At 69.3% G+C, this 13,458-nt stretch carries 13 protein-coding genes and 2 pseudogenes; 10 read left to right on the top strand and 5 right to left on the bottom strand.

Features of this window, described 5'->3' with window-relative positions; translation table 11 throughout:
• The 4 genes and pseudogenes from ccsB to APR04_RS29770 form a co-directional block, all read left to right on the top strand.
• Positions 1-565, top strand: a 565-nt coding sequence (ccsB, locus tag APR04_RS29785) for a c-type cytochrome biogenesis protein CcsB (RefSeq protein ID WP_253878172.1), incomplete at its 5' end; no start/stop codon positions are given.
• A gap of 134 nt (positions 566-699) precedes the next feature.
• Positions 700-1,341 carry a DsbA family protein gene (locus APR04_RS29780; protein WP_372496187.1) on the top strand — a complete coding sequence of 214 codons (642 nt, stop codon included), beginning with the start codon at positions 700-702 and terminating at the stop codon, positions 1,339-1,341.
• A 7-nt stretch (positions 1,342-1,348) separates the two neighbouring features.
• Positions 1,349-2,077 carry a cytochrome c biogenesis CcdA family protein gene (locus APR04_RS29775; protein ID WP_253878170.1) on the top strand — a complete coding sequence of 243 codons (729 nt, stop codon included), beginning with the start codon at positions 1,349-1,351 and terminating at the stop codon, positions 2,075-2,077.
• 87 nt (positions 2,078-2,164) lie between these two features.
• Positions 2,165-3,115 (top strand): annotated as a pseudogene (locus APR04_RS29770) (molybdopterin-dependent oxidoreductase); the annotation flags it as partial.
• A gap of 101 nt (positions 3,116-3,216) precedes the next feature.
• Here the strand turns inward: APR04_RS29770 and APR04_RS29765 are convergent.
• Together APR04_RS29765 and cmtR are read right to left on the bottom strand one after the other, a co-directional pair.
• Positions 3,217-5,124 carry a heavy metal translocating P-type ATPase gene (locus APR04_RS29765; RefSeq protein ID WP_253878176.1) on the bottom strand — a complete coding sequence of 636 codons (1,908 nt, stop codon included), beginning with the start codon at positions 5,122-5,124 and terminating at the stop codon, positions 3,217-3,219.
• Positions 5,121-5,480, bottom strand: coding sequence for a Cd(II)/Pb(II)-sensing metalloregulatory transcriptional regulator CmtR (gene cmtR, locus APR04_RS29760; protein ID WP_253878168.1), 360 nt, complete (start codon positions 5,478-5,480; stop codon positions 5,121-5,123). The genes APR04_RS29765 and cmtR overlap by 4 nt, the downstream gene beginning before the upstream one ends.
• Positions 5,481-5,666: 186 nt before the next feature.
• Between cmtR and APR04_RS29755 the strand changes: the two genes are divergently transcribed.
• Entirely contained in the window at positions 5,667-7,079 is a 1,413-nt protein-coding gene (locus APR04_RS29755) for an alkaline phosphatase (protein WP_253878158.1), read from the top strand.
• Between the two features lie 57 nt (positions 7,080-7,136).
• Here APR04_RS29755 and APR04_RS31405 read toward each other — a convergent pair.
• Positions 7,137-7,265 (bottom strand): annotated as a pseudogene (locus APR04_RS31405) (FeoA family protein); the annotation flags it as partial.
• 70 nt (positions 7,266-7,335) lie between these two features.
• Between APR04_RS31405 and APR04_RS29750 the strand changes: the two are divergent.
• Positions 7,336-7,794, top strand: a complete 459-nt coding sequence (locus APR04_RS29750) for a hypothetical protein (protein WP_253878147.1) — start codon at positions 7,336-7,338, stop codon at positions 7,792-7,794.
• A 299-nt stretch (positions 7,795-8,093) separates the two neighbouring features.
• Here the strand turns inward: APR04_RS29750 and APR04_RS29745 are convergent, their stop codons facing one another.
• Together APR04_RS29745 and APR04_RS29740 are read right to left on the bottom strand one after the other, a co-directional pair.
• Positions 8,094-8,546 carry a DUF305 domain-containing protein gene (locus tag APR04_RS29745; RefSeq protein WP_253878145.1) on the bottom strand — a complete coding sequence of 151 codons (453 nt, stop codon included), beginning with the start codon at positions 8,544-8,546 and terminating at the stop codon, positions 8,094-8,096.
• A 294-nt stretch (positions 8,547-8,840) separates the two neighbouring features.
• Positions 8,841-9,242 (bottom strand): four-helix bundle copper-binding protein, encoded by a 402-nt coding sequence (locus tag APR04_RS29740; RefSeq protein ID WP_253878143.1) that lies wholly within the window; start codon positions 9,240-9,242, stop codon positions 8,841-8,843.
• Between the two features lie 510 nt (positions 9,243-9,752).
• Here APR04_RS29740 and APR04_RS29735 point away from each other — a divergent pair.
• The 4 genes from APR04_RS29735 to APR04_RS29720 all read left to right on the top strand — a co-directional run.
• On the top strand, positions 9,753-10,781 hold the full coding sequence (locus APR04_RS29735; RefSeq protein WP_253878134.1) for a metalloregulator ArsR/SmtB family transcription factor: 1,029 nt from the start codon (positions 9,753-9,755) through the stop codon (positions 10,779-10,781).
• A gap of 73 nt (positions 10,782-10,854) precedes the next feature.
• Positions 10,855-11,289 (top strand): arsenate reductase ArsC, encoded by a 435-nt coding sequence (locus tag APR04_RS29730; protein ID WP_253878132.1) that lies wholly within the window; start codon positions 10,855-10,857, stop codon positions 11,287-11,289.
• Between the two features lie 74 nt (positions 11,290-11,363).
• Entirely contained in the window at positions 11,364-12,089 is a 726-nt protein-coding gene (locus tag APR04_RS29725; protein WP_253878174.1) for an aquaporin, read from the top strand.
• On the top strand, positions 12,086-13,458 hold a 1,373-nt coding region (locus tag APR04_RS29720; protein ID WP_253878130.1), incomplete at its 3' end, for an FAD-dependent oxidoreductase. The genes APR04_RS29725 and APR04_RS29720, both read left to right, overlap by 4 nt.

Below are 13,458 nucleotides of genomic sequence, written 5' to 3'. Positions count from 1 at the left end.
CGTCACCGGCATCGCGACGCTGTTCCTGGTGCTGGCCGTCAACGCGTTCTACACCCCGGCCACCGGCCTGTTCCCCGCCCTGCAGTCCTACTGGCTGGTCATCCATGTCGGCGTCGCCGTCGGCGCCGCCGGGATCTTCACCGTCAGCTTCCTGACCTCCTCGCTGCAGCTCCTGCGCGACTCGCGTGACAGCGGTGGGGCGATCGTGGGACGCCCCGGGTGGCGCTGGCTGGACAACCTCCCCACCGCCGGCGCGCTGGAGGCGCTGTCTTTCCGGCTCACCGCTGTCGGGTTCGTGGCCTGGACGTTCACCCTCATCGGTGGAGCGATCTGGGCCGAGAGCGCCTGGGGCCGGTACTGGGGATGGGACCCCAAGGAGGTGTGGACCTTCATCATCTGGGTCGTCTACGCGGCCTACCTCCACGCTCGCACCACCCGGGGCTGGGCCGGCCGCAAGTCCGCCTACTTCGTCCTGGTGGGCTACGCCTGCGTGCTGTTCAACTTCACCGCGGTCAACCTGATCATCAACGGCAAGCACTCCTACTCCGGGCTGACCGCCGGCTGACCGGCCATCTCAGCCCTCCCTACCACCCACCCACAGAGGAACCCATGTCTAACAAGCGCCCGACCACCAATCGACCTGTGAACAAGCGCCCGGCTGCCAAGGGCCCGGCACCCAAGCGCTCGGCCAAGCCGCGTCTGACCAGCCAGCGCCTGCTCCAGATCGTCCTGCTCGTCGGGGTACTCGCCCTGATCGGGATCCTGGTCGCAGCCATCCTGTCCTCCGAACCCGAGACGCCAGCCTCGGATGCTCAGGTCGTGCGGGAGAACAGCCACGTCCTGAACCAGGCGAGCGACGAGAAGGCGGTGCTGGTGGAGTTCCTCGACTTCGAGTGCGAGGTCTGCCGCGCCTACTACCCGACGGTCGAGCAGCTGCGTGAGGAGCACGCCGACGAGCTCACGCTCGTGATGCGGTACTTCCCGATCCCCGGGCACACCAACTCCACCACCGCCGCGGTCGCCGTCGAGGCCGCCGCCGGTCAGGGGCAGCTGGAGCCCATGTACCAGCGGATGTACGAGACGCAGGCCGAGTGGGGCGAGTCCCAGGACACCAAGGCAGACGTGTTCCGTGGCTTCGCCCAGGACCTCAGACTGGACATGGACGCCTTCGACACCGCCGTCACCGACCCAGCCACCACGGAACGAGTCCAGGCTGACTTCGAAGAGGGCCGCGCCCTGGGCGTGGAAGGTACTCCGACGTTCTTCCTGGACGGCGAGCGGCTGGAGGTAGAGACCCCGGACGACCTGATCCAGGCCGTGCAGGCCGCGATCGAGGAATGAGCCGACGATGAGCATCCCGGAGGTCGTGTTTTCCGGCGGCCTGCTGCTGGCCGTCCCGCTGGCCATGCTGGCGGGGCTGGTGTCGTTCGCCTCACCGTGCATCCTTCCCTTGGTGCCCGGGTACCTGGGGTACGTCGGCGGCATGGGTCAGGACAGCTCGAGGAGACGCCTCCTGGCGGGGGTGGGACTGTTCATCACGGGCTTCACGGTCGTGTTCGTCGCTTACGGCGCCCTGTTCGGGGCGCTGGGGTCCTGGCTCGTGCAGCGCCAAGGGTTCCTCCTACAGGTCCTCGGCGTCGTCGTGTTCCTCATGGGGCTGGTGTTCATCGGCCAGGTCGGACCGTTGCAGCGCACCGTCCGCCCGTCCTGGAAGCCCCGGGTCGGACTGGCCGGGGCACCCGTGCTCGGCATCGTGTTCGGACTGGGCTGGACGCCCTGCCTGGGACCGACGCTCGTGGCGATCTCGGCCCTGAGCATCGATACAGGCACAGCGGCACGCGGCGCCCTGCTCGCCCTTGCCTACTGTCTGGGTCTCGGGCTTCCGTTCCTGGCCCTGGCGTGGGGCTTCGGCTGGGCCCGCCGCTCGACCACCTTCTTGCGGACCCATGTCCGTGCGATCAACCTGACCGGCGGGGCGGTGCTGATGCTGATCGGGCTCGCCATGGTCACCGGCCTGTGGAGCGGGCTGATGGGCATCATGCAGGGCTGGGTCGGCAGCTTCGTCACACCGATCTAGACCCACACCCGTAGGCGCAGGATCGCTCGACAGCGGACTTCGGCAATGGTCAGCATCACCGCATGCTGACCATTGCTGTTCGTGTGGCTCCGCCTACCCGCTGCGCGCACGCCGGCGCCGCCGGTGCCCTCCGGGGCTGACCTGAAGCTCGACGATCTGGCGCCGTACGTCACTCCGAACTCGGACTTCTACCGCATCGACACCGCGCTGATCGTGCCGCAGCTGAACCCGCAGGACTGGTCGCTGGAGGTCCGTGGTCTGGTGGACGAGCCGTTCACGCTCACCTGGGACGAGCTCATGGAGCTGCCGATGGAGGAGCACTACGTCACTCTCTCGTGCGTGAGCAACGCCGTGGGCGGCGACCTGGTCGGCAACGCCCTCTGGCTCGGCTACCCGATCCGCGCGCTCCTGGAACGGGCCAAGCCCCGGGCCGGCGCCGACATGGTGCTCTCCCGCAGCGACGACGGATTCGGCGCCGGCACACCGCTGGAGGTGCTCCAGGACCCGGACCGGCAGAGCCTGCTCGCGATCGGCATGAACGGCGAGCCGCTGCCCGAGGAGCACGGCTTCCCCGCGCGGCTGGTGGTGCCCGGGCTGTACGGGTACGTCTCGGCCACCAAGTGGGTGACCTCGCTGGAGGTGACCACCTTCGACGCCGACCAGGGTTACTGGACCCCGCGCGGCTGGTCCGCACTGGGGCCCATCAAGATCGGGTCGCGGATCGACGTGCCGCGCTTGTCCACGGCCGTGTCCGCCGGCGCCGTCACCGTGGCCGGCGTGGCCTGGGCGCAGCACACCGGCATCAGCAAGGTCGAGGTTCGGGCCGACGGCGGCGACTGGATCACCGCCGAGCTCGCCGAGACGGTGGGTCCCGACACATGGCGCCAGTGGCACGTCTCGATCGAGCTGGAGGCCGGTTACCGCAGCCTGGCGGTGCGCGCCACGGACTCGGACGGACAGGTCCAGACCGAGACGAAGGCGCCGCCGGCTCCCGACGGGGCGTCGGGCTGGCAGACCATCTCGATCAACGTGGACTGACCGGAGGTGGTCGGGTCGCAGCCTGCGACCTTTCCGTTTGCCCGCAACCGGTGCGCGACATGATGATGATGGCCAACTTCGAAGTCGTCTGACGACGTGATCTACGTGGTCACCGCCGGCCGCGTACGGGCAGCGCGCAGGCCATTGAGGATGACGATGACCTCGGCGATCTCGTGGACCAGGACGACCGCCGCAAGCCCCAGGACACCGACCAGCGCCAGGGGCAACAGGACCACGATGATTAGCAGCGACAGGACGATGTTCTGGTTGATGATGCGCCGCCCCCGCCGGGCATGGTCCAGCGCCCGCGGGATCAGTCGCAGGTCGTGGCCGGTGAACGCGACGTCGGCCGACTCGATCGCCGCGTCCGACCCCGTAGCGCCCATCGCGATCCCGATGTCCGCTCCGGCCAGGGCGGGCGCGTCGTTGATGCCGTCGCCGATCATCGCCGTGGACCTTGAGGCGGTCAGCTCGGTGATCGCGGCGGCCTTGCCCTCGGGACGCAGCTGCGCACGCACGTCCGTGATCCCGGCCTGGTCGGCCAGCGCCTGGGCGGTGCGCTGGTTGTCGCCGGTGAGCATGGTCACCCCGGTGCCCTGACCGGTCAGCGTGCGGACGAACTCGGGCGCCTCCGGGCGCAGCTCGTCGCGCACGCCGATCGCACCGACGGGCGCCCCGGCACGATGGACGATCACGACGGTCATGCCCTGGGACTCCAGGTCCGAGACCGCGCCGGCCAGCACGCCGGGCTCGACCCACCGTGGGCTGCCGACCGTGACCTGGGCGCCGTCGATGGTGCCCTGGATTCCGTGCCCGGCCAGCTCGCTGACGTCCTGCGCGGCCGGCACCCCGGGTGCCGCAGCGGTGATGGCCGCGGCCAGCGGGTGCGTGCTGTGCTGCTCCAGGGAGGCCGCCCAGGCCAGCACGTCCTGCTCCGCGACGCCGCCGGCCGTCAGGACACCGGTCACGACAGGCTCGTTGCGGGTCAGGGTGCCGGTCTTGTCGACTGCGACATGGCGGATGCTGCCCAGCCGTTCGAAGATCGCGCCCGACTTGATGATGACGCCGAACTTGCTGGCGGAGCCGATCGCCGCGACCACCGTGATCGGCACGGAGATCGCCAGCGCGCACGGCGAGGCAGCGACCAGCACGACCAGGGCGCGCGTGATCCACAGCTCGGGGTCCCCGGCCAGCGACCCGATCAGCGCAACCAGAGCCGCCAGGACCAGCACGCCCGGCACCAGCGGGCGCGCGATCCGGTCGGCCAGACGCGCCCGCTCCCCCTTCTCGTTCTGGGCCTGCTCGACCAGCTCGACGATCGTGGTCAGTGAGTTGTCCGTCCCGGCCGCAGTGGCCTCGACCTCCAGCACCCCGGCAGCGTTGATCGCACCGGCCGAAACGGCATCGCCGGGCTCGACCTCCACCGGGATCGACTCGCCGGTGATCGCGGACGTGTCCAGGCTGCTGCGGCCGGTACGCACGACGCCGTCCGTCGCGATCCGCTCACCAGGCCGCACCAGCATCACCTGGCCGACGGTCAGATCCTTCGCCGCGACCTCCTTGGAGGAACCCTCGGCGAGCACGGTGGCGGTCTCGGGCACGAGCTTGAGCAACGCCCGAAGACCACCGCGCGCGCGGTCCATCGCCTTGTCCTCGAGCGCCTCCGCGATCGAGTACAGGAACGCCAGCGCAGCCGCTTCCTCGACGTAGCCCAGGATGACCGCGCCGATCGCGCTGATCGTCATCAAGAGCCCGATGCCGAGCTTGCCCTGGAACAGCTTGCGGATCGCGCCCGGGACGAATGTCGACGCACCGAGCAGCAGCCCGATCCAGAACGCCACCAGCGCGGCCGTCTCGGACCCGGACCACTCGCAGATCAGGCCCGTGGCGAACGCGACGCCGGAGAAGACCGGGACCATGACCTCACGATCGCGCCACCACGGCCCGTCGTGATCGTCGTCATCGTCGATATCGACCTCGGTCACCTGTGACCCCGTGACCGCGCTCATGCGCTCGCTCCCGTCCCGCAGCAGCCCGCCACCGAGCAGGTCGGATCGATGCACGGCGCGTTCTCGTCGACTGCGAGCGTCACCTCGACCAGCGCAGTCAACGCCGCCGCCAGATGCGGGTCGGCGATCTCGTACCGGGTCTGCCGGCCCTGCGGCTCGGCGACCACAATCCCGCAGTCCCGCAGACAGGTCAGGTGGTTGGACACGTTCGAGCGTGTCAGCTCCAGCTCACGTGAGAGCACCGCCGGATAGCTCGGCCCCTCCAGCAGTGCCATCAGGATCCGTGACCGGGTTGGGTCGGCCATCGCGCGGCCCAGCCGGTTCATCACGTCCAACCGCGAAGCAATAGTCAGCATGCGGTGACTATACAGCCATCGCTGACTTATCGCATCGACCTGCGGAACGCTCCACCACAGGCGGGGCCTGCCGCCGTACCTCGACAAGGGGTCACCGGTTAGTCGTGCACATGACCACTCATGTTCGCCGTGCAGCCATCGTGCCGGACGAGCCTTCAGTCGTCGTTCCGACCGAGAGGACCATCCATGCGTCACAGCAAGACTGTCGTCGCCGTCGCAGTGCTCGCCGGCCTCATGGCAGCGGGGTCGGTAGGGGCGTACGCCGCCACCCAGAACACCGCATCGAACCAGGGTTCAGCCGAGGGCTTCACCGCGGACCGTTCCACAGCGCTGGCCCAGCAGATCAAGTCGTCGAAGCCGCGCAACGTCATCTTGATCATCGGCGATGGCATGGACGACTCGATGATCACGGCCGCCCGCAACTACGAGCTCGGTGCCGGCGGCCGTTTCGCCGGCCTCGACTCGCTCCCGTTCACGGGCTCGATGACGACTTATGGCCTGAAGGTCGGCACCGGGCCCGACTACCCCATCGCCTACGTCTCGGACTCCGCTCCGACAGCGAGCGGCTGGTCGACCGGCAAGAAGACCGTCGACGGCCGGATCTCCCAGGGGCCCAGCACCGCCGCTGACGTTCCAGGTGAGGACTACGAGACAGTTCTGGAGAAGTTCAAGGCCGGCGGCAAGCTGGTCGGCAACATCACGACGTCCGAGCTCACCGACGCCACCCCCGCCGCAGCCGCGTCCCACATCAACGCCCGGGCATGTCAGGGACCGCAGGACCTGGCAGCCTGCACATCCGCACGCAAGTCTGCCGGTGGCAAGGGCTCGATCGCGGAGCAGCTGGTCGACAACGAGGTCGACGTCCTGATGGGCGGCGGGCTGAACCGCTACTCCCAGGCCACCGACGCTGGGCCCACGGTTTTGGACTACGCCCAGCGGGAGCACGGTTACCGGGTGCTCGACGACAAGACCGACCTCGCAGGCGTCACCTCGCTCAAGAAGGGCCCGGTGCTCGGTCTGTTCGCGCCCGGCAACATGACCCCGATGTACCAGCCGCTGGTCGCGACGGCGCCTCCGGGCACCGGCGGCGCCACCACCACGTGCCAGGAGGCCGACCGCGGCAGCCAGCCTGACCTGTCCACGATGACCGCTAAGGCCATCGCGCTGTTGGACAACCGCAAGGGCTTCTTCCTTCAGGCCGAGTCCGCGATGATCGACAAGCAGGAGCACGGCTCGGACATCTGCGGTGCCATCGGTGACCTGCGCGAGCTCGACGAGGCGGTGCAGGTTGTCCTTGCCTTCCAGAAGAAGAACCCGGACACCCTGATCATCGTCACCGGTGACCACGCGCACTCCACCCAGATCGTCGGCGGCGTCACCGACGGCAAGCAGGTGGCCACCCTGCAGACGGCCGACGGCGACCCGATGACCGTCGCCTACTCCACCAGCGACGTCGGCTCCGACCACACCGGCGCCCAGATCCGAGTGGCCGCCTCCGGGCCGCAAGGCGCCAACGTGACCGGCGTCATCGACCAGACGGACCTCTTCCGGACCATGCTCGGGCGCTCGCCGAGCGGGACGCCGGGCCCCAGAGACTGAGCGGGGGCAGCGCCCCGGCACGCGCGGTGCCGGGGCGCCGTCGATACCGACTCGGATCACCGCTGTCTCGGTGCTCACGTCGATCGTCTTGAGGCGGGTGCCGATGGTGACGCCGTGTTCGTGCAGGTAACGCAGGACATCGGATGACCGGCCCGAGACCCGGACGACTTCCGCTGTTGCACCCACATCTCACCTTGGGAAGAGGATCGCCATTGCCGGCCGTCATGGTCGCCCCTGTCCGGGATGGGGTCGCCATGTGGGTCATGGGTGGGTGCCCGAGTGCGGTGTCCAGGACGAGGTCCGAGACGGCGCGCTCGAGGCGGTCAGCTTCGTCGTGGACCTGGTGCCGTTCGAGCAGAAGGGCTGTGGCGGCATTCGCGATCACGCCTCCTGCGACGCCGAGGAGCAGACCACCAACCACCCCGGCCCTGCCGTGGACAGTCGCACCGCGTCCGGCCCGCGCGAGCAGTCCGCGCATCACTCCCGGTCGCACGCTTTCCGCGCGTGCGGCGGCGCGGGCGAGGTCGCGCGCCTCGGCCGATCGCGGACGTTCGTGCAAGGGCAGCACGTCATGTGTCCTGACATCGACGGCCAGCGGCTGCACCGGGGCAAGGCGGGCGAAGGCGGCTCGGTGTACGTGTTCAACCTGTGCGGGATCGGCGGCCCTCATCAAGTAGTCGTAGCGGGCGGTCGCCGCACGTTCGGCAGGACGTAGCGCCGACCTCCGAGCCGGGTCAGCAGGCCGGTACTTGCTGCGGCCTGAAGACAGCCCGATGCGGCGGCGGTCTGCCGACGTCGGCACGGGGATACAAGACCGCCCCGCCCGCGTCCAGACATCAACCGCCTTCGAACGCGCTCGCGTAGTACACGTCCCGGCTGTAGCCGTCGAACTCGCGCGACGGCGGCACACACTGGCAGACTCGGAGACAGGCCCTGATCACCTCGCGCACTGTTCGAACATCGGAAGCTGGCCGACTGGCGGACGCATCGCACAGGCATGGGCCGACGAGAGTGTCAGGAGCCGGACCGCCGCTCGATGATGTCCTTCATCTGGTCGATCTCCTGCTGCTGGCTCCGGACGATCGAGTCGCAGAGCTCGACAATCTCCGGATCGGTGAGCGAGGACTCCTCGCACACCAGGATCGCCCGCGAGTGGTGCGGGATCATCGAGGCCAGGAACGCGTCGTCGCCCACGAACGTCTCGGTCCGGGCCAACGCGAACGCCCCGACGAGCACGACCACGAAGCCGGCGAGGAGCGCGACGTTGAGGCGCTTGTTCTCGTACATCGGCGACATCACCAGGAGCATCACGATGCCCATTGCGCCGACCATCGTCAGTGAGATGTAGAAGTTGCTGAGGTTGAGGTAGAAGTCGCCCCAGACGTGCACCTGGGCGAGGCTCAGCACGAACATCACCGCCAGGCTGATCAGCAGCGCGAGGCCCAGTCGTAGATACATCGACTTCATCGGTTCGTCCCTCCGGGAGAAGTGTCAAGGGCTGGTCAGCGGTGAGCGGCCGCAGCACGCACACGGTCTCAGCACATGCCCCTACCTGCGGACCTGGTCGAGGGCACATGCTCATGAGCTGGCAGCCCGTGAGCATCGTCTCCCGCTGGGGCCTCGGAGACCGGCGAAGTCAGCAGCATCGCCGACGATCGACGGTCCGTTGGCTTCGCGGTGGGCAGACTGGCCAGCTGACGCGAGCGCGCCGGGTCAACTGGTCCGAGCCCTTCCGGGTCGGTCGTCTCTGTCGGGACCTGTTCAGCCGATCGTGCTGAGCAGTTCCCGACAGGCTGCCTCGCAGGCGCGGCATGCCTCAGCGCATATCCGGCAATGCTCATGCATGCTCGCGTGCTGCTCACACTCGTCGCCGCAGGCCTTGCAGGCAGCGATACAAGCCTCCAGCAGCACACGGCTGATGTTGGCGTCGTACCCCGTGTGCCGGGACAGCACACGAGCGGTCGTATCGCAGACATCCGCGCAGTCCAGGTTCGTCCGGATGCACTTTCGCAGGTCGGCCACGTGGTCCTCGCTGAGGCACGCGTCCGCACATGCGGTACAGGCCTGGGAGCACTCGACGGTGGTTTCGATGACCCGGGCCAACAGCGTCCGGTCCAGGTTGATCGGCTTCGGATAGGTTTCAAGCATTTGGCTTGTCTTCATATCTCTTCTTCCAGAGCGCTCCGAAGCGCCGTTACCGTCAGGGCACGCCGCCAATGTCCTCCTCACGGTAAGAACGCCGCTGACGACTCGCAATCGGCCTGCGCCGGGCACTCCCAGCGGGCCCGCCCAGGCCGTCCGTGCTGGCCCAGCCAGGACAACGGCGGTGCCTCAACCGCCCGGCAGCTTTCAATGGCGATCGTCGATCCGGGCCACCGCTGCCATGAACTCCCAGTGCCACGCTTCATACGGTCCGGAGCCGCCGGGTTTGCACCCGCTGCGGGTTGTCCCACCCGTACTCCGGGCCGTGCGCCTTGAGCTAGTACCAGCGCTCACCGGCGTAGCTGTCGGCACAGATGTCCACCGCGAGGCCCAGCCGCGGTCGGACCGACCCGGCGTTGCCGTCAGTGTCGGCTTTGCTGCCTCGCCGCAACCTGCTGCATTCGAGAGTTGCGGACTACATCGATGACTGTCAACATAGAGACCCATCGATACATCAGGAGGAGGTCGACGATGACTGCTCTGACTCCGTCGAGTGCCCGCGGGCAGGAGTCCCATGCGATCGGCATGGACGCCGCGACCACCGTGGCCATGACCCTCAAGGCCCTGGCCGAGCCCCTCCGCCTGCGGATGCTGTCGGCGATCGCCTCCAGCCCCGAGGGTGAGGTGACGGTCGGCGAGCTCGCGACCCTCACCGACGTCTCCCAGCCCACGGTGTCCCACCACCTCAAGGTCTTGCGCGACGTCGGCCTCCTTACCGCGGACCGGCGCGGCACCTCGGTCTGGTATCGGATCAAGCCCGCCTACCGCGGTGCGGTGAACACCCTCCTGGACAGGTTCGCACCGGCGGCTATCGACGTGATGGAGACCCCGCATCTGACCGGTCTGCGGAACGTGGATCCCGCCCTGGACCGCATGGCCGCGTCCCTCGCCGAGCGGTTCCCCGGCACGCCGTCCAACGAGTGCCTGCGGGTGGTCCGCGAGTCATACGCGGCGCTGGTACGCCGTGGCGGCGAGTCCGCCTACTTGGTCCCACTCACGGAGCACTTCGCCCGGCAGCGAATCATCGATGCGGAAAAGGCGCATGCGCAGGAGACCGCTGCAGGCGCGGTGCACCGGCCGCAGGTCCTGTTCGTGTGCGTGGCCAACGCCGGACGCTCGCAGCTCGCCGCCGCGTTGATGCGGCACTACGCGGGCGACCGTGTAGTGGTCCGCTCCGCCGGATCGGCGCCCGCCGCCGAGGTGCACGCTGGTGTGCGCGCGCTGCTGGAGGAGCTGGGAGACACCACCGCCGCCGACGAGGTGGACGACGTGACCCGCTTCTACCCCAAGCCCCTGACCGACGACGCCGTCCGCGCCGCCGACGTCGTCGTCACCATGGGCTGCGGAGACGCGTGCCCGATCCTGCCAGGCAAGCGGTACGAGGACTGGATGGTCGGCGACCCGGCCCTGGCCTCGCCCGCCGGCGTCGCGGCCATCCGCGACGACCTGGACCAGCGGGTACGCGCCCTGCTCGCCGACCTGGTACCCGAGACCACCTGACCACAGGCCGCCGGCCGCACTAAGGCCGACCGGCTACCGCCCGACTGATAAACCCTCACCACCGGAGAACCTGATGAGCGCCACCGAGCCCACCACCGAGACCAAGCCCTCCGCGCTGTTCGTCTGCGTGCACAACGCGGGCCGCTCCCAGATGGCCGCCGGCTTCCTGCGGACCCTGTCCGGCGGAGCCGTCGAGGTGCGCTCGGCCGGGTCGATGCCCGCCGAGATGATCAACCCGACCGCGGTGGAGGCCATGCTCGAGAAGGGCATCGACATCCGCGCCGAGAAGCCCAAGGTGCTGACCAACGAGGCCGTGGAGGCCTCCGACGTGGTGATCACCATGGGCTGCGGCGACGCCTGCCCGTTCTACCCCGGCAAGCGGTACGAGGACTGGGAGCTGGAGGACCCGGCCGGTCAGGGCATCGAGTCGGTCCGCCCGATCCGCGACGACATCGAGAAGCGCGTCCGGAAGCTGCTGGCCGAGCTGGGTGTGGAGCCCGCCGCGTGACGTCCCCCGAGGTGGCCGCTCTCGACGCGCAAGCCGCCCCAGGGACACCGGCGCGCGCCCCGGCCCTGCCGGCGCTGTGGCGTCGCGCGGTCACCGAGGGGCTGGGCACGGGTCTGCTGGTCGCGATAGTGGTCGGGTCCGGGATCGCGGCGCAGAGCCTGTCGCCGGACGACGTCGGGCTGCAGCTCCTGGAGAACAGCCTCGCCACAACTCTTGGGCTGGCCGTGCTGATCGCGGTGCTGGGCCCAGTCAGCGGCGCGCACTTCAACCCAGTCGTGACGCTCGTCGACTGGTTCACCGGCCGGCGCGACGGCACCGGGGTGCGCGCAGCCGACGGCGGTGTCTACGTCGCCGTCCAGATCGCGGGCGCGATCGGCGGCTCTCTGCTGGCCAACGCCATGTTCGGCATCCGGGCAGGTCTGGCGACCACCGAGCGTGCGACGGGCCCGCACCTGCTGGCCGAGGTCGTCGCCACAGCCGGGCTGGTCCTGGTGATCCTGGGCCTGCTGCGCTCCGGGCGAGCGGCCTGGATCCCGGCGTCCGTGGGCGCGTACATCGGCGCGGCCTACTGGTTCACCTCGTCGACGTCGTTCGCGAACCCGGCCGTGACGATCGGGCGGATCTTCAGTGACACGTTCGCCGGGATCGCGCCCGCCTCCGTGCTGCCGTTCATCGCCGCCCAGATCCTCGGCGGCACGCTGGGCATGCTGGTCGCCGCAGCGCTGTACCCACGGACACCAGAACGGCCGATCGGCCCTGGCCGGCCGAACGTCACCCATCGACCGGAGGAAACCCTGTGAGCACGTCCTCTCCGCTGAAGATCGTCGTCGTCGGCTCGGTAGCGGCGGGCACCTCGGCCGCCGCCAAGGCCCGGCGCAACTCCGAGACCGCACGGATCACCGTGTACGAGCGTGACCGCGACATCTCCTACTCCGGGTGCGGGCTGCCGTACTTCGTCGGCGGCGAGGTCGAGACCATCGACGAGCTCACCCCGCGCGATGCCGCCTGGTTCAAGGCCCGCTATGACGTCGACGTCCGCACGGGTCACGAGGTCGTCGCCGTGGACGCCGCGGCGCAGAGCGTCACCGTGCGCGACCTCGCCACCGGGAACACGTTCGATGACACCTACGACGAGCTGATCCTGGCCACCGGTGTACGCAGCGTGGTCCCGCCCCTGCCCGGGGTGGACCTGCCTGGAGTGTTCAGGGTCCGCACCCCGTCCGACGCGCGGGCGATCCGCGCGTGGGTGGAGGAGCGGCCGGTGCGCCGTGCGGTCGTGATCGGCGCCGGGTACATCGGGCTGGAGATGACCGAGCAGCTCACCGAGCGCGGCGTCGAGGTGACAGTGGTCGAGGCGCTCGAGCACGCGATGCCCCGGATGGACGTGGACATGTCCGCGCGGGTGGACGCGGAGCTCCGCAAGCACGACGTCGACCTGCGCCTGGGCGCGCGCGTCGCCGCGATCGAGGGTGGCGAGTCAGGGGTTACCGGCGTGCGCGTCGGCTCGGCGGACGACGGCGACACCGTGCCCGCCGACCTGGTGATCGTCTCTGTGGGTGTGCGCCCGAACCTGGAGCTCGCGGAGCAGGCCGGGGTGACGATCGGCCCGACGGGTGCGATCGCCGTGGACCGGCAGGGGCGCACCGATGTGGCGCACGTGTGGGCGGTCGGGGACGTGGCCGAGTCGTTCAACCTGATCACCGGCGAGCCTGCCTGGGTGCCGCTGGGGTCGACGGCGAACAAGATGGGCCGCATCACCGGTGACGCGGCCACGGGCGGCACGCTGGAGCACCGGGGCATCCTCGGCACGTCGATCGTGCGGGTCTTCGACGTGGCGGTGGCCCAGACCGGGCTCACGGAGGACCAGGCACGCGCGGCCGGGTACGACGTCGAGGTGCTGCACAACATCAAGCCCGACCGGCCCGAGTACCTGGGCGGCGAGTCGCTGCTGATCAAGGCTGTCGCCGACCGGGGCTCCGGGCGGCTGCTCGGCGCGCAGGCGATCGGCGCGTCCGGTGCGGACAAGCGCATCGATGTCCTGGCCACGGCCATCACCTACGGGGCCGACGTCGCCGACCTGTTCCACCTGGACCTGGCCTACTCCCCCACCTACGCCACGACCAAGGACCCGGTGCACTACACGGGCATGGCGCTGGACAACGCGATCCG

It is taken from the genome of Promicromonospora umidemergens, assembly GCF_024171995.1.
GTDB lineage: Bacteria > Actinomycetota > Actinomycetes > Actinomycetales > Cellulomonadaceae > Promicromonospora > Promicromonospora umidemergens.
The sequence above is the reverse complement of the archived record's forward strand: the minus strand, read 5'-3'. Positions and strand labels throughout refer to the sequence as shown.